This window comes from Actinomycetospora flava, assembly GCF_037400335.1.
Taxonomy (GTDB): Bacteria; Actinomycetota; Actinomycetes; order Mycobacteriales; family Pseudonocardiaceae; genus Actinomycetospora; species Actinomycetospora flava.
Genome location: NZ_JBBEGM010000001.1, coordinates 1,046,401 through 1,071,158, shown reverse-complemented (window position 1 = coordinate 1,071,158; position 24,758 = coordinate 1,046,401). Strand labels below are relative to the sequence as shown.

Sequence of the window (24,758 nt, the reverse complement as noted above, 5' to 3'; positions counted from 1 at the left end):
ACCACCCGGGAGGTGGTCCGCCGTGTCGGGGCGCCTCGTCGGCGAAGTGATGGACGCAGCCCCAGCTCTCCGCGCGGCCGGCCTGTCGCAGCGCGGCCTGATCGCCGCCCTCGTCGTTGCTGAAGGCTGCCGCGAGGACACCCGTACTGGCCGTGTCGCCCGAGCCCGGGTCGCCGACGTCCTCGGGTCGACCGAGCGCACCGCAACGCGCGCCCTACGGGAGCTGACCGACAGCGGCGTCGCCGTCGTCGTCGAGCGTGGTCGACGCACCAGCAACCACGCCAACGGCCAGGGTCCGCGCGGACTCGCTACCCGCTACCGGCTCTCCCCGCTGCCCGGACCACGAGACAACCAGGTGTCACCCGATTCGGACGAACCACAGGACACCCAGGTGTCACCTGATCCCGACCAACCAGGAGACACCCGGGTGTCGCCCAGTCACGCCATCGCCGATCCCGACCAGGAGACATCTGCGGCCCAACCAGAAGACATATCCGCCCAGACCGGGAGACACCCAGGTGTCACCCCTCCCGTAGTGAGTTCCGTAGTGAGTCCCGGGGGGGTCGCGCGCGAGACAACCAGCGAGCAGCACCCCCTCCCTCCCTCGTCCCCGCTCACGCAGCCCTGCGGCCGCCGGCACGACCCCGACACGCCCTGCCGGCCCTGCGGCGACGCGCGGAAGGCCGACGAGCAGCAGGTCGCCGACGCCGCAGCAGCGGACGCAGCAGAGCGCGCCGACGCCGCCCGACAACGCCGCGAGTGCCCGCGCTGCGACCCGAACGGCTGGCTCGAGGACCCGCACACCGGCGCGCCTCGCGGTCGGTGCAACCACCGGTCCGATCCCCGCGAGCAGCTCACTCGACTCCGCCCGATCAGCGAGGCGGACGAGGTGCCTGATCGTCGACCGGCGGAGGAGCCGGATCGCGCGGACCCCTACGCCCACGAGTGCCCGAAGTGCCACGCGCAGCCCGGGGAGCTGTGCCGTCGGGGCGGGAAGCGGACGGCGACCCTCACGGACCCGCACGACCGGCGCGTCCGCCTCGCCACGGAGCGAGCCGCTTGACCACGACTACACGCCAGCACAAGGAGGACGACCGGTGAGCACCGACAGCACCAGCCACTACGGCGACCGCTGGCACGCGCGACTCAACGCCCTCGCGTCGATCAGGGCCGGCTGCGATCACGCCGCGCTCGTCCAGGACCTCGCCCGGGCCGGGCTCAACGCCGGCGACGGCCTCGCCGACCTCACCGCGTTCGTCGAGGCCCTCCGCGAGCTCGTCGACGAGGCGGCGCTCCACCCCCACGGCATCGCCGACGCCGTCGACCAGTTCGCCGACCAGCTCGCCGCGGAGGGCGCCGTGCGCACCGACATGTGGCTCGCCGCCATGCAGCACCACCAGCCATGAAGCTCCGCGACCTCTTCACCCCGCACCGTCAGGAGACGACCATCGTGACCGCCACTCCCGCCGACCCTGCACCCGACGTCGCCGAGCAGCTCGCCGCCCTCCGCGCCGAGGCCGCCCAGCTCGAACTCGACGAGCTCGACGACCCCATGCGCGCCGCCTCCGACGTCGCCGGGTGGCACGCCCGAGCCGACCAGCGCCGCCGCCGCGGCGTCGAGATCGAGAACGAGCTCCGCGACCTCGAGGAGTGGGGCGCCCTCGTCCTCACCCACGGCGACGACGTCTCCCGCTACACACGGGTCGCCCGGCCGATCGCGACCGCCTACGCCCACGTCATCCGCTTCCGGGTCTACAAGGACGACGTCAGGGTCACCCACCGCAAGCCACGCGACGACGTCCACGCCTGGCTCGGCGCGGTGCAGAAGCTCGCCCGCGCGGTGCCCGACGACGACAACACCCGCCGCGTCGTCTCTCGAGAGCTCGAGGCGTGGTTCCGGTTCCGCGACGCGATCACCGACGCCGAGCGCTGCCACCTCAGCGGCGGCGGCCCGTTCCCAGCCCCCGAGCTCTCGCCCGATGGTCTGCCGCCGTGGGTCCGGTGGGGCATCCACCGCCTCGACGGAGCCGACCGTGGGTGAGCCGGCCGCCGGCCACGGCTGCCCCCTCGACGCCGACCGGCTCGCCCGTGCCCTCGACGCCGCGTCCGCGCACCCGACCGGAACACCGAACCGGACGCAGCTCAACCTCGCCGACCGGATGCGGGCGTGGCTCGACGCCACCCCATGCACCGAGGAGGGGCACGCGCACCCCATGCAGCGGGGCGCGTCGTGACCGCGGAGCATTGCACGGCGCGCCGTCGGGACGGGAAGCGGTGCCGGTCGGCTCCGGTGCACGGGGCGGCGGTGTGTCGGATGCACGGCGGGGCGGCGCCGCAGGTGCGGGCCGCGGCCGCGGAGCGTGCTCTCGACGCGGATGTCCGGCGGGCGATCGGTCGGCTCGAGGTCGCGCCGTGCGACAACCCGCTCGAGGCGCTGGCGGAGCTCGCGGGGGAGGTGCTGGCGTGGAAGGACCAGCTGGGCCGCCTCGTCGCTGATCTCCGGTCGGTCCGGTACGACAGCGAGGGGTACGGCGAGCAGGTCCGCGGCGAGGTGCTGCTGTTCGAGCGGGCGATGGACCGGTGCGCGAAGGTGCTCGGGCTGATCGCGCGGCTCGACCTCGACGCGCGGCTGTCGCGGGTCAGCGAGCAGCAGGCCGACCTCGTCGTCGCCGCGGTCCAGGCGGCGCTCGACACGGCCGGGGTGACGGGGGACCGGGCGAGCGAGGCGCGGGCCGTGGCGGCTCGTCACCTGCGGGCGGTGCCTGACGTCGGGGTGACTGGGTGAGCCGGCCGCGGATGCTGCGGGTCGCTGCGGACCGGTTGGAGCGTGCGTCGTGGCCGCCGGACGTGCTCGAGGCGATGCGCGTGTTCGCGGTTGAGGCGGAGCACGAGCGCGGGTGCGAGGCGTGCCGGAGGGCGCTGCACGTGCGGCCGGCGGAGGTCCTCGACTGGTTCGACGTGCTGGTGGCCTACGACTCGACCCTGCGGGACGTGGTCGAGTTCGCGGAGGCGGCGGTGGACCTCGCGGGCGCGCTGTCCGCCCCGGGGCACCGCCGCCCGTGCGAGCCCGGAGAGGTCGCGACCCTGTGAGCGGTCCCCTCCGCCGGGTGCTGTTCGTGCTTGGCGAGCACGGTCTGGGCAAGACCACGACGATGACCGCCGCTGTCAACGCACGGCACGGGGAGCCGGTCGTGCTCGATCCCGACCGACTGGTCAACGCGAACGGCACGAGGACTGCGGCGCCGCCCTGTCACGGCTACGGGGCGCGGGACGAGCGAGGGCGTCTCCCGGTGGTCGAGGTGTACCGATTGCGGTTCGCGGAGGCGTCGCCGACGCAGGTCATGACCGCCGACCGGGACGCCCAGACCTACGTGGCCTCTCGGCACGCCGAGGCCGAGACGTCGTGCCTCGTCGCCCACCGGGCGTGGAACAAGCTCCTCCCGCGCTGGCTGTCGGTGGCGGCGGCCTGCGGGTGGGAGGTGCACGCGGTGATGTTGTCCAACCCGGAGCTCGCGCAGCAGCGGCGGCTCCGGCGGTACGCCTTGCGTCTGGCGCTCGACACGCCTCTGCGCAGGTCGTTCCGGTGCCTCACGAGCGGGTGGGGTCGTGCCGTCGGCGCGCAGATGTACGACATGGCTGGACTGCGGGGGATGCTGATCGGGCGGGCCGTCGACTCCGTCGGCCGCGACCGCGCGGAGACCCTCGCCCTCTACGCGCAGGCCGAGGCCGCGCCCGGGGTTCGAGTCCATATCGTCGACGTCGCGGCCGGTGACAGCCCGGCGACGGTGGCGGGCAGGGTCGCCGCGGCTACGGGCATGGCCGACGTCCTGGGACCCGCCGCCGAGACACCGGTGGCGGCCGCCGACGACGACCCGGTCGCGGCGATCCCGCTGTACGACGCGCGGGCGTCGGCGGTGGGCGACCCGTCGGTGGTGAGCGACCCGGCCCGGCGGGACGACCTGATCCTGCACGGGCTCGGCATGATGCTGGACGCCCACGACGACGGCCTCCTGCCCGCATCACCCGACGACCTGGCCGTCCTCGTCGCGGCCTACGACGAGCTCGCCGCGGTGGTGGACGAGCGCGCGTCGTTCGCCGGCCCGAGCATCACGCCGGGCGTGGCCGCTGGCGGGGCAGGATGACCGCCGTGGAGGCTCCCGCGATCCCGGTCACCCCGCCCGACGCGTGGTTCGACGACCCGTGCCTGCCGGGGCCGACACCGCTGACTGTGACGCGCGAGGGTCACGTGCTCGGGCACGTCGCGGCGTGGAACACCCGTCACGTCGGGCTCCCCGGTCACGTCACCCCTCCTTCGTCGGCGTCGGGCTACCGCTACTACCTCAGCGGCCAGGTGGAGACCGAGACCGGCCGGCTGGTCTCGACCGGCCGGATCACTCTTGGCACCGGACACGCCGACCTGGCCGGGAACCTGACCGCCGCGTCGGAGCACTACGACAACACGGGGTCGGCGGTGGCCGACGTGGTGTGCGGGGAGGACGCGCACGGCATCTGGTTCGCGGGCGCCCTGCGGCCGGACGTCACCCCGTCGCAGGTGCGGACGCTGCGGGCGTCGAGCCTGTCCGGGGACTGGCGCCCGGTCGGGCGGGGCGGCCTCGAGCTCGTCGGGGTCCTCGCGGTGAACGTGCCCGGTTTCCCGACGCCTCGGCAGGCGGTGACCGCGGCCGGCGACGTCGCGGCGGTGGTCGCGGCCGGTGTCGTCCCGCGCGAGCTGGACGCAGGTGACCGGGCCCGGCGGGCGGCCGCGGTGCTGGCGTCGATCGACTACGCCGACGTGTTCGCTCTCGTCGCCGCGGATGCGCGGGTCCGACGGGCTGCGGCGCTGCTCGCCTCGATTCACGCCGCGCCGTCGAGGCGTCTCCGAGCGGCGAGACCCGTCGGACCCGAATGAGACCATGAACGCGGTCGCCATCGTGGCGAGGCGCGACGGGAGGGGAAGCTCGTCCGCGCCACCCGGATACGCGAGGGGTGGACGCTGGAGTGGGCCGCAACCCGAACCCGAAAGACCGGCGGCTGGTGGACATGAGCCCGACGCCGGACGACACCTGGTGGCCCGATCTCCCCGCCGAGGAAGAGTTCGAGCCGTGGACCCAGATCGACGACGACGCCGGCTTCGTGCAGCGCCTCGCGTACGACCAGTACCAACGGCTGTGCGAGTGGGCCGTGATCCAGATGGCGCGCCGCGACGGCGATTGGGTGAAGATCGCCGTGTACGACACGTGCCACGGCAAGGGGGTCCACCGGCACCTGTACAACGGCGACGAGGAACGATGTGATGAGAACACCCTGTTCGCCGTGCACTCGTACGCCGACCTTGAGGCAGGCGTCGACCACGCGATCGAACGGGTAGAGCTGCACTGGCAAGAGAACGAACGGGAGGCGCGACGTGTCAGCAAGCGAGGCCGGTAGCAACCGGGCCGAGACGCGCGTCGGGCTGGCCGCAGAACTGGCGCGTGTCACCCGGTCACGGGACTTGCTGGCCGAGCTCGCGCGAGTCAGCGGCGAGGGTCGGCGCAGCAACGTGGTGGCCGCGTTGCCAGACGACCCCATTGAGTTCGTCTGGGACCGCATTCGTGAGGGCTACAAGGGCGGCACGCCTACCGTCCTCGGCGTCAAGGAAGGCGACCACTGGCGCCTCGCGATCATGTGGACCGCGTCCGAGGCGCGTATGCAGGTGGCCTGCGAAGACAACGCGGTCATCGATGTCGCCCCTCGGTCGCACGTCTCGATGTTCCTGGACTGCTTGCACCAGAACGGCGGGTCCGTCGTCGTCCGTCCTGTCGTTGCGGCGAAGCTCATCGAGCGCCGCGAGCTTGCGCCAACGTAGGGGTGTGGGGAGGCGGGTTGATTGCTCTTCATCCCGGCGAGCGGGTCGCGGCGGCCGAAGCACTGCGGCGCACGGTGGAGGCCGTCGAGAGCGGCGAGATCGAGGGCGACGCGTTCACCCGCGGCTACCTGGCCGGGGTCGCTGACGCGATCGACCCGCCGGCACCCGACGACGGAGACGATCAGTAGCGTCCTCGTCTCGTGCAGGCGACCACCGTCCAGTTCGTCGCTGCGATCGCCTCGTCGGTCGCGGCCGTGTTCGCGGCCCTGACGTGGTGGCGCGGCCGCCACCAGGCCGCCCCGGACCTCCGGCTGGCGGTCGAGGGCTGGCATGTCTTCCGCGGTCACGACGGCGAGCCGGACGGCTACGGCACCGTCAACAACTCGCTGTACGGGACGCTCACCAACGTGGGGAACGCGCCGGCGCACGCGCTCCGCATCGAGATCGACGGCGGGACCGCGTACGTCGATGGCACCTACCCCGGCAGGCTGCCCAACCCGGTGCCGATGCTCGGCGACGGGGACACGTTGACCTTCGTGATCGGGATGAACGGACCTGTCGACGGCGCCCGCGTGTCGATCACGTGGGGGCAGCCGCCCAACGCTGCCCGCCGGCGGGGTCCGAAGCGGTGGGACCTGACGTCGTTCGCGCCCGAGGGTTGGTCGCTCGACGCCTGATCGAGGCCCTGCGGCCGGTGCCGGAGGTTCGAGGGTTCGACTCCTCCCGGGGGCAGCTCATCACCATCCGGGGTGCACCGGGCAGCCGATGCTCCGCGCGCGGGCCGCCCTGTCTCTCTCGGCCATCATCGCGCGGGCGTTCCCGCCGTCGGACCCCGTTGGGGTGATGGGTCGGGGGTTCATGTCGCCGCAGCGGCAGTCGGGCCCGAACAGCGGGGCGGGGTACGGCGGGCCGTCCTGCCGGGGACGCGACGTGCGGTCCTCTGCAGCTCTCGCCACGGCGAGGAGGGCAGCGCACGCGAGGCAGATGACGCCGATGACGAGCCCGTACGTCGCGTACCTGGGGGCCGTGACGCCGACGGTCATGAACAGGAGGCCGGCTAGGGCGAGACCGCGCATGCACAAGCACGCTAGCGACTCGCGGCCGGGCTCGGGTGGTGCGATCCAGGTCACACGCGTGGGGGTCCCTCCGTACAGCATTTGACCGTTTGCTGTAACACCTGGCGGCGAGAGACCGACGTAGAGGGTGTGACCGCACCGCGCCGCCGACGCCGCAGCCGCTCCGCCGACGCCCCCGTCCGCGCGATCGGGTACGTCCGGGTGTCGACGGGCGGGCAGGTCGAGTCGGGCGCGGGCCTCGACGCTCAGCGGGCCGCGCTCGTCGAGCGGGCCGACCGGGAGGGCTGGGACCTCGAGGTCGTCGCCGACGAGGGCCTGTCGGCCAAGACGGTGGACGACCGCCCGGAGCTCGTCGCCGCGCTGGCCCGTCTTGACGCCGGCGACGCGGACGTCCTGGTCGCCGCGAAGCTCGACCGTGTGTCGCGCTCGGTCGCCGACTTCGCTCGCCTGCTCGAGCGGGCGAGCACCCGGGGATGGCGCCTCGTGCTGCTCGACCTCGGCGTCGACACCTCCACCCCGGCGGGCGAGTTCGTCGCGAACACGATCGCGAACTCCGCCCAGTACGAGCGCCGCCTCATCGGGCAGCGCACCCGCGAGGGCCTCGCTGCCAAGCGCGCCCAGGGCGTCCGCCTCGGGCGGCCCTCGTCGCTGCCCTCCGACGTCGTCGCGCGCATCGTGCGTGAGCACGCCGCCGGCGCCTCGCTGCGCGGTCTCGCGACCACCCTCACCGCGGAGGACGTCCCCACCGCGCAGGGCGGCGTCCGTTGGTACCCGTCCACCGTCCGGGCCGTGCTGCACTCGCAGCAGGCCGCCGACCTCGCCCCCACCACCTGAGGAGACGCCCCACCGTCATGGCCCGCGACCAGCAGACCGACGACGACACCACCGCGGCCGACGCTCCGGTCGACGACGTAGAGACCCTCGCCGGCTCCCCGTTCGCCAGCGCGGAGGACGCCGCGGCGGCGCTACAGGACGACCCCGCGGAGTTCTACGAGACCCTCGCGATGCACGCATCGAACAGGGCGCTCGCGCTGCAACCGACCGACCCCCGCGCGGCCAGCTTCGACATGGGCCACGCCCGGGCCATGGCCGAGCTCAGCACGCGGCGCGAGCTGCAGCAGGTCACCCTCGTACTCGCCGACGTCGCCCGGTCCCTCAAGGACATCCACGACACCCTGCGGAGACAACCGTGACCAGCGGTGCGCTCCCGACGTGGCTCCTCGACGCAGTCCAGGCGTCGCCGCTACCCGAGGGCGCGCAGGTCGAGTGCGAGACCTTCGCCTCCGGCGCGATCGCCCTCGTCGTGCGCCACGCCGGCCACCTCGCCACCGTGCAGGCCACAGCCGACCGCACCGAGTGGGGCTACTCGATCGACCCGGCCGACGACGACGCGCTCACCGGTCACGACGCGACCGCTCCTGACGTCGACACAACGCTCGCCGCCGTGGCCGATCTCCTGCTCGCCCCAGAACGGTCACCGCGCCGATAGGATCACCGCGCCCCCGTTCCCGGCGCGCTGTCCCCGTCCCCTCGACGAGGTCGCCGCCTCCGCCCACCTCACCGAGGGGTCGGAGACCGCGTGGCATGCAGCGGCGAGCGCGCCGGGAGCGGGGCGCATCAGTCGGTCGGAGCGATGATCTCCACGGTCTCCGGGCGGAAGGTGCGGGTGCCCCGGCCGATCGGATGCAGGCGGATCGTCATGCCGAGCGCCTCAATCACGCCGCGCTGCCGGTCGACGTCGAGGGCCTCCCACGCTGCGGCGACGTCAGCGGCCCCCGACCAACGGGGCGAGCACCGACGCCCGGCCGGCCTCCGCCTGGCGTGCCTCGACCTCGGCGAGGCGGGCGCGGAGCCGCTCGGTCGCCGTGCGCAGTTGCGACGCGGTCAGGTCCCCGTCGGCGAACTCGACGGCAAGGCTGTCCAGGCGGGCCCGCAGCGTGGCCGCCTCGTCGCGCAGGGCGGCGGCGTCGGGCCGGTTGTGGTCGACGAGCAGCGCGGCGCCCTCGCGGTCGAGGATGCCGCACACGATGAGGACCACGTACGCGTCGACCGGGTCGCGGAGCCGTTGCATGTGCCGCATCGACCGGCACCGGTAGACCGGCTTGCCGTGCCGGGCTCCGCCGCCGTGGACGAGCTCGTCGCACACCGCGCACCGGGCGATCCCGGTGAGGAGCTGACGGCCGGCGCGTCCCATCCCGGCAGTGTTCCGCGCCGGGTCGGCGAGCACCGACGCGGCGGCCCGGAACGTCTCGACGTCGACCAGCGCGGGCCACAGCGCCGGCCCGACCTCCTCGCCGCGGTGAGCGCGGATGCCGGCGTTCCGAGGGTTCGACAGCACCCGACGCACCGCGTCCGCGCGCCACGCGACCGGCTCGCCGCGGGTGCGTGCCCGGTAGGAGCGCTGACCGGTGCGGAGGCCCTGCTCGTTCCAATCGCGCGCGATCCGGGCCAGCGGGACGCCCTCGAGGAGGTCGCTATAGCCGCGGCGGATCGCGGCCGCCTCGTCGTCGCGGACGGTCATCCCGTTGTCGTCGTAGCCGAACGGGCGGCGGCCCCCGATGCGGCGGCCCTGCTGTGCAGCCTGGACCGCGGCCCGGCGCTGCCGGTCGGACTTCTGGTCGATCTCGTGCTGCGCGACCTCGCCGAGCACTCCGGCCGTCAGCCGGCCCGCGGGTGTCGTCGGGTCGATGTCGGACCCGCGGGCGAGGGCGATCATCACCCCCGCGTCCCGGCACGCGTCGATCAGCGCGAGCCGGTCGCGAGCGGTGCGGGCGAGCCGGTCGAGGGCCCACGCGGCGACGACGTCGACCTCACGCGAGCGGATCGCGGCGAGCAGGGCGTCGAACGCCGGGCGGCGTCTCTTGCCTGCCGCGCTGGTGTCGTTGTCGACATACTCCCCGGCGTGCGACCAGCCTCGCCGCTCGACGAGGCCACGCACGTCCTCGCGCTGCCGGGTCACGCCGAGCTCGTCGCCGCTGCGGTCCGAGGAGATGCGGAGGTAGGCCGCTGCTCGCAGGGCGCCCGGTCCGGTCACGTCAGCTAACTTACAACCCTCGTCGTCGCGTGGACGGTCGCGGACCTCCGCGGCGCCCCGGGCCCGGAGCTGCCCGACATCGAGGAGGCCGTCGGGTTCAAGGGGTTCGTCGGTGCGGGCGGGTCCGGCGCGGGCGGGTCCGGTGCGGCGCACGGCGAGGAGGTGGCGTGAGCGCCGCGCAGGGGGTCGCCGTGGCGGTCGACCCGGAGGTGCTCCTCGCGCGGGCCTACCTCTCGCGGGTGGCCGAGCCGCCCGCGCCGGCGCTGGCCGCCTTCGTCGACGAGGTCGGCCCGGTCGTCGCCGCGCGGCGGGTCCGGGAGGGCGCCGGTGACGGGCCAGGCGCGCTGCCGCCCGCGGTGGCCCGGGAGACCTCGGCGCGCCGCGGGACCGACCGTGCCGAGGCCGACCTCGCGCTCCTCGCCGCCCGGGGCGGGCGCCTGATCGTGCCCGAGGACCCGGAGTGGCCCGCCGCCGCGCTCGCCGGGCTCGGGGTGGTGGCGGGGCCGGACGGCGCGCCGGGGCTCGAGGGGCCGGCGACCCGCGACGGGCCGGCCGTGCCGCTGGCGCTGTGGGCCCAGGGCCCGCTGCGCCTCGACGCCGACCCGTCCGGCTGGGTCGCCGTCGTCGGGGCGCGCGCGGCGAGCGAGTACGGCCTGTGGGTCGCGCGCGACTGGTCCGCGGAGCTCGCCGACCGGGGCGGCACGGTGGTGTCGGGCGCCGCGCTGGGCATCGACGGCGCGGCCCACCGCGGGGCCATCGCGGTCGGGGGCGACACGGTGGCGGTGCTCGCCTGCGGCATCGACCGCGCCTACCCGCCGAAGCACGCGACGCTGCTCGAGCACATCGGCAAGCGGGGGCTGGTCGTCACCGAGTACCCGCCGGGCGCGACGCCGGCGCGCCACCGCTTCCTCGTGCGGAACCGGATCATCGCCGCGCTCACGGCGGGGACGCTGGTGGTCGAGGCCGCCGCGCGGTCGGGCGCCATGCGGACCGCGCTGGTGGCGGGCGCGCTGGGCCGCGCGGTCATGGTGGTGCCCGGCCCGGTCACGTCGGTGATGTCGCTGGGGTGCCACGAGCTCGCGCGCCGACCGGAGGTGTCGGTCGTCGGGCGGGTCGAGCACGTCGTCGAGGAGGTGAGTCGAGTGGGGGACGGCCTCGCCCCTCCACCGGGTACCCCGACGCGTCCGACGGACGGTCTTGACCCGGGGGCGATGCGTGTGCGTGAAGCGCTGCCCCTCCACGCGGCGCGCACAGCGGTACGTCTGGCCCACGACGCCGGGGTCGACTTCGCGGAGGCGGACACCCACCTGAGGGATCTCGAGGCCCGCGGTCTCGTCGTGGAGGACGCCGGGCGGTGGCGTCGCCGACCCGGGTGAACAGGCACAGCGCGACGAACGGTTGCAGAGCGCGACGAGTGGAACCGCTCCCCGACCGTGGCCGACGGTCACCGAACGCGGTGCGGCGGTGCTTGACCGTGAGCGTTCCGATCGGGAGTCTTCACGGCGATGACCGGCACGTTCTCCACCGACGACGCAGCCCGAGGGCTGCCCGCGCCGTCGCGGTCACCCGGTCGAGGGGCCTCTCGTGAGTTCCCCTTCGACCCGGTCACGTCGTCACGCTCCGCGTTCGCAGCGGCGGGCGGACCGGGGGCGTCGGGCGGCTCGGGACCCGGGAAACCGACCGGTCCGCACGCTGCGCGTCACGTTGCGGACGACCGATCCGCGGCGGGCGCCCCGGACGACCCCGCGGACGACCCCGCGGACGACCCCGCGGACGACCCCGCGGACGACCCCGCGGACGACCCCGCGGACGCCACCGTGGACGCCTCTGTGGGCGGTGCCGTGCCGGCTCCGCGGCGGGGCGGCGGGTCCGCCACGAGCGCCGCGCACCTCGCCGCGTTCGACGCCCACCTCCGCTACGAGCGGGCGCTCTCCCCGCACACCGTCCGGGCCTATCTCGGTGACGTGACCTCGCTGCTCGGCCACCTGCGCGGGGCCGACGCGGGCGAGGACGCGGCGCTCGACCTCGACGCGCTCGACCTCGCGGGCCTGCGCGCCTGGCTCGCCGCCGTGCGGGCGCGGGGCGCGAGCCGCACGACGCTCGCGCGCCGGGCGGCCGCGGCCCGCACCTTCACCGCGTGGGCCGCCCGCACCGGGCGCGCGGCCACCGACGCGGGCGCCCGGCTCGCCTCGCCGCGGGCCCACCGGCGCCTGCCGGAGGTGCTGCGCGCCGACCAGGCCGCGGCGGCCCTCCAGGCGGCGGCCTCCGGGGCCGCGGAGGGCGATCCCGTGGCGCTGCGCGACCACCTGCTGCTGGAGCTGCTCTACGCCACCGGCGTGCGGGTCGCCGAGCTGTGCGGGCTGGACGTCGACGACGTCGACGACGGCCGGCGCACGCTGCGGGTACTCGGCAAGGGTGGCAAGGAGCGCACCGTGGTCTACGGCGGTCCGGCCGCCACCGCACTCGACGCCTGGCGCCGGGAGGGGCGCCCGGCTCTCGCCGTCCCGACGTCACCACCGGCGCTCCTGCTGGGCGCCCGTGGCGGCCGGCTCGACCAGCGCATCGCGCGCCGGGTCGTGCACGACGCCGCCGGTGCCGTCCCGGGGGCACCTGACATCGCGCCGCACGGGCTCCGGCACTCGGCGGCGACACACCTGCTCGAGGGGGGAGCGGATTTGAGGAGCGTCCAGGAGTTGCTGGGGCATGCGTCCCCGGCGACGACGCAGCTGTACACGCACGTGTCCGCGGAGCGGCTCCGGGCCGTCCATGACACCGCCCACCCCCGTGCCTGAGGCCTGGGGTGCCGCCGGGGCCGCGCGATCCTCCGTGAGCACCATGTCCGCCGACGCGCCGCAGACCGGGCACGAGACCGGGCCGCAGACCGGCCCGCTGCCCGCCCTGCCGGGGTCCGACTCCGACGCCGCCGTGCGCGCCGCCGGCGTCGCCGCCCGCACCCCGCGGCGGCGCGCGCCCGAGCGCCGGCAGCCCCCGGGCCCGGCCACCGACGGGGCGACCGCGCTCGCGCCGGTGCCGGCCCCGGCCGACGGGGCGCGCGACCAGCACCCGGCGCCGGCCGAGCACGTGCTCCCCGCGACGCTCGGCGGCGCGACCCCGGGCGGCGCGGACGAGGAGGCGATGGTCGAGGCCGGCATCGCCGAGCTCTGGGCCGCGTACGCCGACGACCCGCGCAAGTCGACCAAGGACCGGCTGGTGCTGCACTACGCGCCGCTGGTCAAGTACGTCGCCGGCCGCGTCGGCACCGGCCTGCCCGCCCACGTGGACGTCGCCGACCTCATCCAGTGCGGAATCTTCGGGCTCGTCGACGCCATCGAGCGCTTCGAGCCGGACCGCGGCCGCAAGTTCGAGGTCTACGCGATGCAGCGCATCCGCGGCGCGATCCTCGACGAGCTGCGCTCCCAGGACTGGGTGCCGCGCTCGGTGCGGTCCCGCGCCCGCGAGATCGAGCGGGCCATCGAGCGCCTCGAGGGCCGCGAGCAGCGCTCGGTGAGCGACTCCGAGCTCGCCGCCGAGCTGGAGACCTCGACCGACGATCTCCGCTCGACGTTCGGGCAGATCGCGATGACCAGCGTCGCCGCGCTCGACGAGCTCGTCTCGGCCGGCCGGGGCGGCGCCTCGGTGGACGGGGCGACGGCGCCGTCGCTCGCGGAGTCGCTGCCCGACACGGGCGCCGAGGACCCGCTCTCGGCGATGGAGGACCGCGAGACCCGCCGGCTGCTCGCCGAGGCGGTCGGGCAGCTCGCCGAGCGCGACCGCACCGTGGTCGGTCTCTACTACTTCGAGAACCTGACCCTCGCCGAGATCGGCCGGGTCCTCGGGGTCACCGAGTCCCGGGTCTGCCAGCTGCACACCCGCGCGGTGATGCGGCTGCGCGCCCGGCTCGCCGAACTGCAGCACGCCTGACGCTCACGGGTCGGTCGGCAGCAGCCGCACCCGGCCGAGACCGAGCAGCAGGAGCGGGTCGAGGTAGTCGAGCGCGCCCGCGGACGGGTCCGCCGACGGACGCCGCAGGCCCCAGTGCAGGCAGGCGGCGACCGGGCAGCCGCGGTGTCCGGGCTCCAGCGCGCCCAGGGCGTCGCCGCGCCGGACCGCCGCGCCCGGGGCGACGGTGACGGCGACGGGCTCGTAGGTCGTGCGCAGCCCGCCGGCGTGCTCCACGGAGACGACCCCGCGCCCGGCCACCGGCCCGGCGAACACCACCACGCCGTCCCCGGCGGCGATCACCGCCACCCCGGGCCGGCCGCCCACGTCGGCCCCCCGGTGCCCGCGGCCGTAGTAGTGCGGCGGCGGGTCGAACAGCCGCGTCACCGCGCCCGGTGAGCCGGCGGACGCCGGGGCGCCGCGGCCGTCCACCCCGGCCAGCGGCCACCCGAAGGCCCCGACCGGCACCACGGGCGGGGGAGCGGGTGCGGCGCGGGCCGGGGCGGCCGGCACCACGGCCGGTATCACCGCGAGCACCACGGCGAGGGCGACGGCGGCGAGGAGACGACACTTCACACGGACTTGGACGCACCGGGGGCGCCCACGGCTCCCTCGGACCTCGCGACCGCCCCGGCGTGTCGCGCGGGCGAGCATGCGGCGATCCTGGCGTCACACGCCGGCGATGCCGCATCGCTCGCACTTCCCGTGCGTCCGCGAGTCGGGGGAACGACGCCCGCGGGGAGGCGGGGACGGGTGCGCGGGTACACTCGTGACCAGCGGTCCGTCGTCTCCACGTCCGCGTGGGGGCCCGGCGGGCCGACTTCGCGTGCCCTCTCAAGCGCCGCCCCCGCGTGGCGCTGCCAGAGCCGCATCCGGGCGGTCCCGCGTCAGCGGGTTCCGGATCGGTCCCGAGGGCACCAGGGCGGCGGCCCGACCGGGACCGTCGCGACAACCGCCAGGCCTGGTCACGAGCACCGGGCCGCCGAGAGAGGTAGTTCCACCGCATGGCCGTCGTCACGATGCGCCAGCTGCTGGACTCCGGTGTCCACTTCGGTCACCAGACCCGCCGCTGGAACCCCAAGATGCGCCGCTTCATCTTCACCGAGCGCAACGGCATCTACATCATCGACCTGCAGCAGACGCTGTCCTACGTCGATCGCGCCTACGAGTTCGTCAAGCAGACCGTCGCCCACGGCGGCACGGTGCTCTTCGTCGGCACGAAGAAGCAGGCCCAGGAGGCCATCGACGAGCAGGCGCGCCGCGTCGGCATGCCCTTCGTGAACCAGCGCTGGCTGGGCGGCATGCTCACCAACTTCACCACCGTGCACAAGCGCCTCCAGCGCCTCAAGGAGCTGGAGGCCATGGAGCAGAGCGGGGGCTTCGAGGGTCGTACCAAGAAGGAGATCCTCATGCTCACCCGCGAGCACGACAAGCTCGAGAAGACGCTCGGCGGTATCCGCGACATGGGCCGCGTGCCCAGCGCGGTGTGGGTGGTCGACACCAAGAAGGAGCACATCGCGGTCGGCGAGGCCCGGAAGCTCAACATCCCGGTCGTCGCCATCCTCGACACCAACTGCGACCCGGACGAGGTCGACTACCCGATCCCGGGCAACGACGACGCCATCCGCTCGGCGGCGCTGCTGACCCGCGTGGTCGCCCAGGCGTGCGCCGACGGCCTGCAGGCCCGCGGCCAGCGCGACGGCGGCGGCGAGCGCGGCGAGGACGAGCCGCTGGCCGAGTGGGAGCAGGAGCTCATGGCCCAGGGTGGTGACGGCGCCAGCGCGCCGACCGGCCTGGACCAGGGCAGCACCAGCTCCGCGGTGGACGCGCCCGGCGACGCGCCGGTCGCCACGCCGGAGGCCGAGGCCACGACCAACGCGATCGGCGACGACACCACGCCGGTCAGCCGCCCCGAGCGCACCGGCGGCACCGTCGACGCCAACGCGGAGACCGACGACAACGCGATCGCCGCCGCTCCCGAGGCCGGCCAGCAGAACGGCGCCCCGACCCCGCAGGGCGGGGCCGGCTGACGGCAGGCCCCCGCCTGCCGCGAGCACCGAAACGACTCACTCGACAACGAGGACGGACGAGAGCCGCACCATGGCGAACTACACCGCTGCGGACGTGAAGGCACTCCGGGACCTCACCGGGTCCGGGATGATGGACTGCAAGAAGGCCCTCGAGGAGAACGAGGGCGACATGGACAAGGCCGTCGAGGCCCTGCGCATCAAGGGTGCGAAGGACGTCGGCAAGCGGGCCGGTCGCACCACCGCCAACGGCATCGTGGCGGCCCGTGACGGCGCGATGATCGAGCTCAACTCCGAGACCGACTTCGTCGCCAAGAACGCCGACTTCGTCCAGCTCGCGGAGGACATCCTCGGCGTGGCCCTGTCGAGCGGCACCAAGGACCTCGAGTCCCTCAAGGCCGCCTCGCTCGGCGAGGGCACGGTCGAGGACAAGGTCCAGGAGCTCTCGGCGCGCATCGGCGAGAAGCTCGAGCTGCGCCGCATCGCGCTGCTCGACGGCCCGACCGCGACCTACCTGCACCGCCGGTCCTCGGACCTGCCGCCGGCCATCGGCGTCGTCGTCGCCTACACCGGCGACGGTGACGAGGCGGCCGAGGGCGCCCGCGGGGCGGCCATGCAGGTCGCGGCCGCGCGTCCGCTCTACACCACCCGCGACGAGGTCCCGGCGGACGTGGTGGAGAACGAGAAGCGGATCGCCGAGGCGACCGCCCGCGAGGAGGGCAAGCCCGAGAAGATCCTCGAGAAGATCGTCGAGGGTCGTCTCAACGGCTACTACAAGGACACCGTCCTGCTCGAGCAGGACTCGGTGTCGGTGGACAAGAAGACGGTCGCCAAGGTGCTGGAGGAGGCGGGCGTCTCCGTCCGCACCTTCGCGCGCTTCGAGGTCGGCCAGCCCTGAGGTGTGCGGGGGCGGGCCGGGCACACCGCCCGGCCCCGCCCCCGACGCACACGTCGCGCACGTCGGTGGGAGGAGAGCGCGTGGCCAGTCCCCAGACCGTGTCGGACGCCGGCCCCGAGGCCCGTTCCGGCCATCGCCGGGTCCTGCTCAAGCTCGGCGGCGAGATGTTCGGCGGCGGCGGGGTCGGTGTCGACCCGGTGGTTGTGCAGACCGTCGCCCGCCAGATCGCCGACGTCGTGGCCTCCGGGATCGAGATCGCCGTCGTCATCGGCGGCGGCAACTTCTTCCGCGGCGAGGAGCTGCACCGCTACGGCATGCAGCGCCAGCGCGCGGACTACATGGGCATGCTCGGCACGGTCATGAACTGCCTGGCCCTCCAGGACTTCCTCGAGCGCGAGCACCACATCGACACCCGGGTGCAGACCGCGATCACCATGGGCCAGGTCGCCGAGTCGTACATCCCGCGCCGCGCCATGCGCCACCTCGAGAAGGGCCGCGTGGTCATCTTCGGCGCCGGGGTCGGCATGCCCTACTTCTCCACCGACACCACCGCCGCGCAGCGCGCGCTGGAGATCGAGTGCGAGATCGTGCTGCTCGCCAAGGGCGTCGACGGGGTCTACACCGCCGACCCCAAGCTCGACCCCACGGCGACGATGTACCACGAGATCTCCCACCGCGAGGTGCTGGAGAAGGGGCTCAAGGTCGCGGACGCCACCGCGTTCAGCCTCTGCATGGACAACAACATGCCGATCATGGTGTTCAACCTGCTGGTCGACGGGAACATCGCACGCGCGGTGCGGGGTGAGAGGATCGGCACGCTGGTCCACACACCCTCCGGCTCCTGAGGAGAGGCGACACATGATCGACGAGACGCTCCTCGACGCCGAGGAGAAGATGGAGAAGGCCGTCAGCGTCGCCAAGGAGGACCTCGGCGGCGTCCGCACCGGCCGCGCCAGCCCGGCGATGTTCAACCGCATCACCGTCGAGTACTACGGCGCCTGGACGCCGCTCAACCAGCTCGCGTCGGTGCAGGTGCCCGAGGCCCGCATGGCCGTCATCAAGCCCTACGACGCCAGCCAGCTGCAGAGCATGGAGCGCGCGATCCGCGACTCCGACCTCGGCGTCAACCCGAGCAACGACGGCCAGATCATCCGCGTCGTGTTCCCGCAGCTCTCCGAGGAGCGCCGCAAGGACATGGTCAAGGTGGCACGCGGCAAGGGCGAGGACGCCAAGGTGTCCATCCGCAGCGTGCGTCGCGGCGCCATGACCGAGCTCCAGCGCATCGTCAAGGACGGCGAGGCGGGCGAGGACGAGACCGGTCGCGCGGAGAAGGAGCTCGAGACCGTCACGGCGAAGTACGTCGCCCAGGTCGACGAGCTCGTCAAGAACAAGGAAGCCGAGCTCCTCGAGGTCTGACGCCCCATGCCCTCCTCCGCCTCGCGGCCCCGGCGTCCGGCTCCCGCAGCCGGCTCCCCGGCGACCCCGGAGACGACCGCGACCCCCGCGACGGAGGAGCCGGCGGCGGAGAAGCCCAGGACATCCCGGGCCGGGCGCAACCTGCCGCTGGCGATCGGCGTCGGCCTCGCCATGGGCGCGGTCATCCTGGTCGCGCTGCTGACGGTCCGGCAGGCGTGGATCGGGATCGTCGCGGTCTCGGCGGTGATCGGCACCTGGGAACTCTTCGGCGCCCTGCACCGCGGCGCCGGCATCCGCCTGTCCCGCGTCCCGGTACTGGTCGGCGGGCAGGCGATGATCTGGCTGGCCTGGCCGTTCGGCACCGAGGGCATCCTCGGCGCCCTGCTCGTCACCGTGCTGGGCTGCTTCCTGTGGCGCATGCGGCTGGGCGCGGCCGGCTTCGTGCGCGACGTCGGCGCCTCGATGCTCGTGCTGTGCTGGGTGCCGCTGTGCATGGCGTTCGGGACGATGCTCGTCGTCCCCGCCGACGGCACCGCGCGCGTGCTGACGTTCCTCATCGTCGTCATCTGCTCCGACACCGGCGGCTACGCGCTGGGCGCGCTGTTCGGCAAGCACCCGATGGCCCCGAAGGTCAGCCCGAAGAAGTCCTGGGAGGGCCTCGCCGGGTCGATCATCGCCGGCTCCACGGGCGCGTGCCTGTGCGTCGCGCTGCTGCTCGACGACCACTGGTGGTACGGCCTCATCGTCGGTCCGCTGCTGGTGGCCACGGCCGTCACCGGCGACCTCGTCGAGTCCCTCATCAAGCGCGACCTCGGCATCAAGGACATGGGCAACACCATCCCCGGACACGGCGGGCTGATGGAGCGCCTCGACTCGCTGGTCACCTCGGCACCGATGGCCTGGCTCCTGCTGCTCGTGCTCGTCCCCGTGCATGTCTAGTCGCGCCAAGGAGATGCGCACGCCAGCGCTCCTCCGTCGCGCTGTCCTGCGACCTCCGGCGCGGGAAGAGCTCGCGTGACGAGGTTCCGCGACGAGTCGATGGGTCGACCTCCGCTGCGCTCCGTCTCCCGGGACGTCATCGAGTCCCCCAACATCTGGCGCTGGCCCGAGGTCTACGAGCGCGAGAACGAGGCGCAGGACGCGACCGGCGCGCTGTGGGACACCGTCGCCGAGCTGGCCCCGCACGACGGCGCGGACGTCGTCGACATCGGGTGCGGCGACGGCTACCACCTGCCGCGGTTCGCCGAGCGTGCCCGCACGGTCGTCGGCGTCGAGCCCCACGCGCCGCTGGTCGCCCGGGCCCGCGAGCGCATCGAGGGCCTGCCGGGCGCCCGCGCCGAGCAGGGGAGCGCCGCCGCCCTGCCGCTGCCCGACGACTCCGCCGACGTCGTGCACGCCCGCACCGCCTACTTCTTCGGCCCCGGCTGCGAGCCCGGGCTGGCGGAGGCCTCGCGGGTGCTGCGTCCGGGCGGCGTGCTCGTGGTCGTCGACCTCGACGCCACCCGCCACTCCTACGGCTCCTGGATGCGCGCGTCGGCCCCGCGCTACGACCCGGGCGCCGCCGAGCGCTTCTTCGCCACCCACGGCTTCGCGGTGCGCCGCGTCGACACCCTCTGGCGGTTCTCCGACCGCACGACGCTCGCCGACGTCCTGCGGATCGAGTTCACCCCCGCCGTCGCCCAGAAGGCGATCGACGGCACCCCCGGCCTGACGCTCCCGGTCGGCTATCGCGTGCACACGCGTCGTGAACCGATCGGTCTCCTGCGGCCCTAGTCCGCGCACCCATATATCAGTTCGTCGCCCCGGATCCCTTGACGTGATCTCGGTCACGGTCGCATCGTGGTTGCGTCAAGGGAAACCGGTTGCACTCCTCGCAACCAACGTCCGACACCGGCTCGGGGGCCGCCGGACGCACGATGAGGTGAGGTGCTGATGACGGACGTCCTGCCCACGCGGGCGGCGGTGGAGCTCGTGCCGGAACCGTCGTCGACGGTGGTGACGAACCCGGGAATCCTGCTCTACCCGCGGCTGCGGAAGTCGCCGTACTTCTGGAAGTCGCGGGCGCACGGCGTGGCGATGTACAGCGTCTACAACCACACGTACCACCCGCGCCACTACGGCGACCCGATCGCCGAGTACTGGGCGCTGCTCGAGGACGTGACCCTCTGGGACGTCGGCGTCGAGCGCCAGATCGAGATCGTCGGGCCGGACGCGTTCGCGTTCACCAACATGCTGGTGCCCCGCGACCTCAACCGGTGCGCGGTCGGCCAGTGCAAGTACGTGTTCGTCACCGCGCCCGACGGCGGGATCGTCAACGACCCCGTGCTGCTGCGCGTCGAGGAGGACCGCTTCTGGCTCTCGCTCGCCGATTCCGACGTCGGCCTGTGGGCCACCGGCCTCGCGCACGCCGGCGGCTGGGACGTCCGGGTCCGCGAGATCGACGTCGCCCCGGTGCAGGTCCAGGGGCCGAAGGCCAAGGCCGTCGTCACCGACCTGTTCGGCTCCGACGTCGCCGAGATCCCGTACTACCACCTGCGGCACGCGGTGATCGACGGCATGGAGGTCGTCGTCAGCCGCACCGGCTACAGCGCCGAGATCGGCTACGAGATCTACCTGCGCGACGCCGTCCGGAACGCGGGCCGGCTGTGGGACCGGGTCTGGGAGGCGGGGCGCCCGCACGGGATGCGGCCGATCGGCCCGTGCCACATGCGGCGCATCGAGGGCGGCATGCTCGCCTACGGCTGCGACATCACGCTCGACACCAACCCGCTCGAGGTCGGCTACGACTACACGTGGATGGTCGACCTCGACCAGGAGGCCGACTTCGTCGGCAAGGACGCGCTGATCCGGGCCAAGGCGCGCGGGCTCACGCGGTCGATGGTCGGCGTGGAGATCGGCGGCGCGCGCCTGGGCACGTTCAACGACGGCTCGATGATCGAACCGTTCACCGTGCGCAACGAGGCGGGCGAGTTCGTCGGCACGGTCACCAGCGCCTGCTGGTCGCCGCGGCTCGAGCGCAACATCGGCCTCGCGATGGTCGCGACGCCGTCCACGCCGATCGGGACGACGCTGCAGGTCATCACCACGGACGACGTGCGCGACGGCGTCGTGGTCGAGAAGCCGTTCGTCGACCCGAGCAAGCAGACCCCCAAGGGTTAGCGGGGCCGGTCATGGACCCTGTGTCCGCTCTCGGGGCGCTGCTCGCCGACCCCCGCTACGAGGTGGCGCCGACGGCGGGGGTGCTCGACGCGCCCGACGAGTTCCTGCGCGACCTCCCGGCGGGGGCGACGGTCACCGTCACCGCGGCCCCCAGCCGGGGCCTCGGGGTCACGGTGGCCGTGGCCGAGGAGCTCGCCGCGCGCGGCTTCGCGGCCGTGCCCCACCTCGCGGCGCGCAGCGTGCGCGACCGCGGCGAGCTGGCCGAGCACCTCGACCGGCTCGCCGCGGCCGGGGTCCGCGAGGTGTTCGTCGTGGGTGGCGACGCGCGCGAGCCCGCCGGGGACCTGCCCGACGGGCTCGCGCTGCTGCGCGCGATGGAGGACCTCGACCGCCGCCCGCCGCGCGCCGGCGTCCCGAGCTACCCCGACGGCCACCACCGCATCGCCGACGACGTGCTGTGGGCCGACCTGCGCGTCAAGCAGTTCCACGCCGACTACACCGTCACGCAGCTGTGCTTCGACGCCGACCTCGTCGGCCGGTTCGCCGGCGAGGCGCGGCGGCGGGGGATCGACCTGCCGGTGATCGCCGGCGTCCCCGGGGTCGTCGACGCGGCGCGGCTGCTGCGCCTGTCCGTGCGGATCGGGGTCGCCGACGCCGTGCGCTTCGCGCGCTCGCACCGCAGCACCGCCGGCGGGCTCCTGCGCGGAGGCCGCCACACCCCCGACGAACTAGTCCAGGGGCTCGCGGCGACGGGGTGTGACCTCGCCGGGCTGCACCTCTTCACGTTCAACCAGATCGAGCCGACCGTGCGCTGGCTGTCCGAGGCCCGGCGCACGGCGGCGTGAGGATTCCGAGGAGAGAGCCGTGACCCCGTTCCCGGACCGGGCCCAGGTCGTCGTCATCGGAGCCGGCATCGTCGGCAACTCCGTCGTGCACCACCTCGCGCGGCTGGGGTGGCGCGACATCCTGCTCCTCGACAAGGGGCCGCTGCCCGACCCGGGCGGGTCGACCGGGCACGCGTCGAACTTCGTCTTCCCGGTCGACCACTCCCGCGAGATCACGCTGCTGACCGGCGACTCGATGCGCCAGTACACCGAGCTCGGCACGCTGACGACGTGCGGCGGCATCGAGCTCGCGCGCACCCCCGAGCGGGTCCAGGAGCTCGACCGGCGGATGTCCTCGGCGCGCGCGTGGGGGATCGACGCGGAGCTGATCACCCCGGCCGAGGTCGCCGAGAAGGTCCCGTTCCTCGACCCCGCGCCGGTGCTGCGCGGGTTCTGGACGCCGTCGGTGGCCGTGGTCGACCCGCTGCGCGCGGGCGAGCTGATGCGGGAGCGGGCGAGCGCGGCGGGCGCGCTCACCGTCTCCGCGCTCACCGAGGTGCTCGCCGTCGACGTCGAGGACGGGCGGGTGCGCCGCGTGCGCACCGACCGCGGCGACGTCGAGACCGAGTACGTCGTGGTCGCCTGCGGCGTGTGGAGCCCGCGGATCGCGCAGCTCGCCGGCGCGACCATCCCGCTGACGCCCGCCGTGCACCAGATGATCGACGTGGGCCCGATCGCGGAGCTCGCGGCGACGGGGCGGGAGATCGCGTTCCCGATCATCCGCGACATGGATCCGTTCATGTACGAGCGGCAGAGCGGCGCCGACCTCGAGATCGGCTCCTACGCCCACCGGCCGATCCTGTGCGACCCCGACGAGATCCCGTCGATCGCGGCCGCGGCGCTCTCGCCGACGCAGCTGCCGTTCACCGCCGACGACTTCGACCCGCAGATGGAGGCGGCGCTCGAGCTGTTCGCGGGCATCCTCGACCGTCCCGACGCCGGTATCCGGCACGCCATCAACGGGCTGCTCTCGCTCACCCCGGACGGGCACCCGCTGCTGGGCGAGACCCCGGAGGTCGCCGGGCTCTGGTCCGCGGCCGCCGTGTGGATCAAGGAGGGCCCCGGGGTGGGCCGGCTGATCGCCGAGTGGATGACCGCGGGCGTCCCCGAGATCGACCCGCACGCCGCGGACGTCGCCCGCTTCGCGCCCCACGAGCGCACCCGCACCCACGTGCGTGCCCGCGCCGCCGAGGGCTACAACAAGACCTACGGGATCATCCACCCGCGCGAGCAGTGGGGATCCGACCGCGGCGCCCGCCGCTCGCCGTTCTTCGGTCGCGAGGAGGCCCTGGGCGCCGAGTTCTTCGAGGTCGCGGGCTGGGAGCGTCCCCAGTGGTACCGGTCCAACGAGCCGCTCGTGGCCGAGCTCGGCGTCGAGGACCGCCCGCACGAGTGGGACGCGCGCTGGTGGTCGCCGATCATCAACGCGGAGCACCTGGCGATGCGCCGCGGCGTCGCGATGATCGACCTGAGCGCGTTCGCCCAGTTCGACGTCCGCGGCCCGGGAGCGCTCGCCCATCTCGAGCACCTGTGCGTGGCCAGGATGGACCGCCCCGTGGGGCGCGTGATCTACACGCCGGTGCTCGGCCCGGACGGCGGCTTCCGCAGCGACCTGACCGTCGTGCGGCTCGGGGAGTCGCACTTCCGGGTCGTCACGGGCGGCTCCGACGGGGCGCGGGACCTGCACTGGTTCACGCGCCACCTGCCCGGCGACGGTTCCGTCGCCCTCGCCGACCTCACCTCGGCGGTGTGCACCCTCGGGCTCTGGGGGCCGCGGGCGCGCGACGTGCTGGCGGCCGTCACCGAGGACGACGTCTCCGACGCCGCGTTCCCGTTCGGGACCGCCCGGACGATCGTGATCGGGTCGATCCCGGTGCTCGCGCTACGCCTGTCCTACGTCGGCGAGCTCGGGTGGGAGCTGCACGCGCCCACCGAGTGCGGGCTGCGCCTGTGGGACGCCGTCGCCGAGGCCGGGGCGCCGCACGGGATCGTGCCCGCCGGCATCGGCGTGTACGGCACCACCGCGCGCATCGAGAAGGGCTACCGGCTCATGGGCCACGAGCTCGACGGCGAGCACGGGCCGGTCGAGGCGGGGCTCGCGCTGCCGGGGCTCAAGGCGGCCGACTTCGTCGGGAAGGCCGCCTACACCAAGGCGCGCGAGGGCGAGCCCGAGGCGACGCTGTGCACGCTGACGCTGGACGCGAGCGGGCACCGCCGGTACCCGCAGGGCGGCGAGCCGATCCTCACCGCCGACGGGCAGCGGATCACCGACCGGCGCGGGCGCCCGTCGTACGTCACCAGCGCGGGCGCCGCCCCGTCGCTCGGGACGCACCTGCTCATGGCCTACCTGCCGCCGTGGCACGCGGTGGGGGGCACCGGGCTGCTCGTCGAGTACCTGGGGGAGCGGTACCCGGTGACGGTCGCGCGGGCCGGCCGGACGCCGCTGTTCGACCCCGACGACGCGCGGATGCGGTGACGCG

At 74.3% G+C, this 24,758-nt stretch carries 28 protein-coding genes and 1 pseudogene; 27 read left to right on the top strand and 2 right to left on the bottom strand.

Going from position 1 to position 24,758, the window contains the following annotated elements:
* Positions 1-49: 49 nt before the first annotated feature.
* The 15 genes from WCD58_RS33820 to WCD58_RS05200 all read left to right on the top strand — a co-directional run bounded on the left by WCD58_RS33820 (position 50) and on the right by WCD58_RS05200 (position 8,410).
* Positions 50-1,063, top strand: a complete 1,014-nt coding sequence (locus tag WCD58_RS33820) for a zinc finger domain-containing protein (protein WP_444876315.1) — start codon at positions 50-52, stop codon at positions 1,061-1,063.
* 34 nt (positions 1,064-1,097) lie between these two features.
* The gene (locus WCD58_RS05265) at positions 1,098-1,406 is read left to right on the top strand and encodes a hypothetical protein (RefSeq protein ID WP_337700197.1); all 309 of its coding nucleotides are present in this window, start codon (positions 1,098-1,100) and stop codon (positions 1,404-1,406) included.
* Between the two features lie 44 nt (positions 1,407-1,450).
* Positions 1,451-2,041, top strand: coding sequence for a hypothetical protein (locus tag WCD58_RS05260; RefSeq protein ID WP_337700195.1), 591 nt, complete (start codon positions 1,451-1,453; stop codon positions 2,039-2,041).
* Positions 2,034-2,234, top strand: coding sequence for a hypothetical protein (locus WCD58_RS05255; RefSeq protein WP_337700193.1), 201 nt, complete (start codon positions 2,034-2,036; stop codon positions 2,232-2,234). Before WCD58_RS05260 ends, WCD58_RS05255 begins: the two co-directional genes overlap by 8 nt.
* Positions 2,186-2,785, top strand: a complete 600-nt coding sequence (locus tag WCD58_RS05250; protein WP_337700822.1) for an HGGxSTG domain-containing protein — start codon at positions 2,186-2,188, stop codon at positions 2,783-2,785. Before WCD58_RS05255 ends, WCD58_RS05250 begins: the two co-directional genes overlap by 49 nt.
* Complete coding sequence (locus WCD58_RS05245) at positions 2,782-3,090, top strand: hypothetical protein (protein ID WP_337700191.1); 309 nt, start codon at positions 2,782-2,784, stop codon at positions 3,088-3,090. Before WCD58_RS05250 ends, WCD58_RS05245 begins: the two co-directional genes overlap by 4 nt.
* Positions 3,087-4,142, top strand: coding sequence for a hypothetical protein (locus tag WCD58_RS05240; protein WP_337700189.1), 1,056 nt, complete (start codon positions 3,087-3,089; stop codon positions 4,140-4,142). Before WCD58_RS05245 ends, WCD58_RS05240 begins: the two co-directional genes overlap by 4 nt.
* A 5-nt stretch (positions 4,143-4,147) precedes the next feature.
* Positions 4,148-4,909, top strand: coding sequence for a hypothetical protein (locus WCD58_RS05235; protein WP_337700187.1), 762 nt, complete (start codon positions 4,148-4,150; stop codon positions 4,907-4,909).
* Positions 4,910-4,998: 89 nt separating this feature from the next.
* A complete protein-coding gene (locus tag WCD58_RS05230; protein WP_337700185.1) occupies positions 4,999-5,427 on the top strand; it encodes a DUF7718 family protein in 429 nt (142 codons plus the stop codon).
* Positions 5,405-5,845 carry a hypothetical protein gene (locus WCD58_RS05225; RefSeq protein ID WP_337700183.1) on the top strand — a complete coding sequence of 147 codons (441 nt, stop codon included), beginning with the start codon at positions 5,405-5,407 and terminating at the stop codon, positions 5,843-5,845. Before WCD58_RS05230 ends, WCD58_RS05225 begins: the two co-directional genes overlap by 23 nt.
* Positions 5,846-5,862: 17 nt before the next feature.
* Complete coding sequence (locus WCD58_RS05220) at positions 5,863-6,033, top strand: hypothetical protein (RefSeq protein WP_337700181.1); 171 nt, start codon at positions 5,863-5,865, stop codon at positions 6,031-6,033.
* 12 nt (positions 6,034-6,045) lie between these two features.
* Positions 6,046-6,522: a hypothetical protein gene (locus WCD58_RS05215; RefSeq protein ID WP_337700179.1), complete on the top strand. Its 477-nt coding sequence runs from the start codon at positions 6,046-6,048 to the stop codon at positions 6,520-6,522.
* 528 nt (positions 6,523-7,050) lie between these two features.
* Positions 7,051-7,755: a recombinase family protein gene (locus WCD58_RS05210; RefSeq protein WP_337700177.1), complete on the top strand. Its 705-nt coding sequence runs from the start codon at positions 7,051-7,053 to the stop codon at positions 7,753-7,755.
* Between the two features lie 17 nt (positions 7,756-7,772).
* On the top strand, positions 7,773-8,114 hold the full coding sequence (locus tag WCD58_RS05205) for a hypothetical protein (protein WP_337700175.1): 342 nt from the start codon (positions 7,773-7,775) through the stop codon (positions 8,112-8,114).
* Positions 8,111-8,410: a hypothetical protein gene (locus WCD58_RS05200; protein ID WP_337700173.1), complete on the top strand. Its 300-nt coding sequence runs from the start codon at positions 8,111-8,113 to the stop codon at positions 8,408-8,410. The genes WCD58_RS05205 and WCD58_RS05200 overlap by 4 nt, the downstream gene beginning before the upstream one ends.
* Positions 8,411-8,686: 276 nt before the next feature.
* On the opposite strand, the gene WCD58_RS05195 is transcribed toward WCD58_RS05200, so the two are convergent.
* A complete protein-coding gene (locus WCD58_RS05195; RefSeq protein WP_337700171.1) occupies positions 8,687-9,955 on the bottom strand; it encodes a recombinase family protein in 1,269 nt (422 codons plus the stop codon).
* Positions 9,956-10,122: 167 nt separating this feature from the next.
* Between WCD58_RS05195 and dprA the strand changes: the two genes are divergently transcribed.
* From dprA to WCD58_RS05180, 3 genes are all read left to right on the top strand, one after another.
* A complete protein-coding gene (gene dprA / locus WCD58_RS05190; protein ID WP_337700169.1) occupies positions 10,123-11,331 on the top strand; it encodes a DNA-processing protein DprA in 1,209 nt (402 codons plus the stop codon).
* A 465-nt stretch (positions 11,332-11,796) separates the two neighbouring features.
* Positions 11,797-12,747 (top strand): tyrosine-type recombinase/integrase, encoded by a 951-nt coding sequence (locus WCD58_RS05185; protein WP_337700820.1) that lies wholly within the window; start codon positions 11,797-11,799, stop codon positions 12,745-12,747.
* A gap of 43 nt (positions 12,748-12,790) precedes the next feature.
* Complete coding sequence (locus WCD58_RS05180; protein WP_337700818.1) at positions 12,791-13,876, top strand: FliA/WhiG family RNA polymerase sigma factor; 1,086 nt, start codon at positions 12,791-12,793, stop codon at positions 13,874-13,876.
* A gap of 3 nt (positions 13,877-13,879) precedes the next feature.
* Here the strand turns inward: WCD58_RS05180 and WCD58_RS05175 are convergent, their stop codons facing one another.
* A complete protein-coding gene (locus WCD58_RS05175) occupies positions 13,880-14,470 on the bottom strand; it encodes a peptidoglycan DD-metalloendopeptidase family protein (RefSeq protein WP_337700167.1) in 591 nt (196 codons plus the stop codon).
* A gap of 428 nt (positions 14,471-14,898) precedes the next feature.
* Between WCD58_RS05175 and rpsB the strand changes: the two are divergent.
* The 9 genes and pseudogenes from rpsB to WCD58_RS05130 all read left to right on the top strand — a co-directional run.
* A pseudogene (gene rpsB / locus WCD58_RS05170) lies at positions 14,899-15,762 on the top strand (30S ribosomal protein S2); the annotation flags it as partial.
* A 232-nt stretch (positions 15,763-15,994) separates the two neighbouring features.
* A complete protein-coding gene (gene tsf / locus WCD58_RS05165) occupies positions 15,995-16,819 on the top strand; it encodes a translation elongation factor Ts (protein ID WP_337700165.1) in 825 nt (274 codons plus the stop codon).
* A gap of 98 nt (positions 16,820-16,917) precedes the next feature.
* Positions 16,918-17,664 (top strand): UMP kinase, encoded by a 747-nt coding sequence (pyrH, locus tag WCD58_RS05160; RefSeq protein ID WP_337700816.1) that lies wholly within the window; start codon positions 16,918-16,920, stop codon positions 17,662-17,664.
* Positions 17,665-17,677: 13 nt separating this feature from the next.
* The gene (gene frr / locus WCD58_RS05155) at positions 17,678-18,235 is read left to right on the top strand and encodes a ribosome recycling factor (protein ID WP_337700162.1); all 558 of its coding nucleotides are present in this window, start codon (positions 17,678-17,680) and stop codon (positions 18,233-18,235) included.
* A 6-nt stretch (positions 18,236-18,241) separates the two neighbouring features.
* Positions 18,242-19,174: a phosphatidate cytidylyltransferase gene (locus WCD58_RS05150; protein ID WP_337700160.1), complete on the top strand. Its 933-nt coding sequence runs from the start codon at positions 18,242-18,244 to the stop codon at positions 19,172-19,174.
* A gap of 99 nt (positions 19,175-19,273) precedes the next feature.
* A complete protein-coding gene (locus tag WCD58_RS05145; protein WP_337700814.1) occupies positions 19,274-20,008 on the top strand; it encodes a class I SAM-dependent methyltransferase in 735 nt (244 codons plus the stop codon).
* A gap of 159 nt (positions 20,009-20,167) precedes the next feature.
* Positions 20,168-21,394, top strand: coding sequence for a glycine cleavage T C-terminal barrel domain-containing protein (locus WCD58_RS05140; RefSeq protein WP_337700158.1), 1,227 nt, complete (start codon positions 20,168-20,170; stop codon positions 21,392-21,394).
* An 11-nt stretch (positions 21,395-21,405) separates the two neighbouring features.
* The gene (locus WCD58_RS05135; protein ID WP_337700156.1) at positions 21,406-22,239 is read left to right on the top strand and encodes a methylenetetrahydrofolate reductase; all 834 of its coding nucleotides are present in this window, start codon (positions 21,406-21,408) and stop codon (positions 22,237-22,239) included.
* Positions 22,240-22,258: 19 nt separating this feature from the next.
* The gene (locus tag WCD58_RS05130; protein WP_337700153.1) at positions 22,259-24,754 is read left to right on the top strand and encodes a GcvT family protein; all 2,496 of its coding nucleotides are present in this window, start codon (positions 22,259-22,261) and stop codon (positions 24,752-24,754) included.
* Positions 24,755-24,758: the final 4 nt, after the last annotated feature.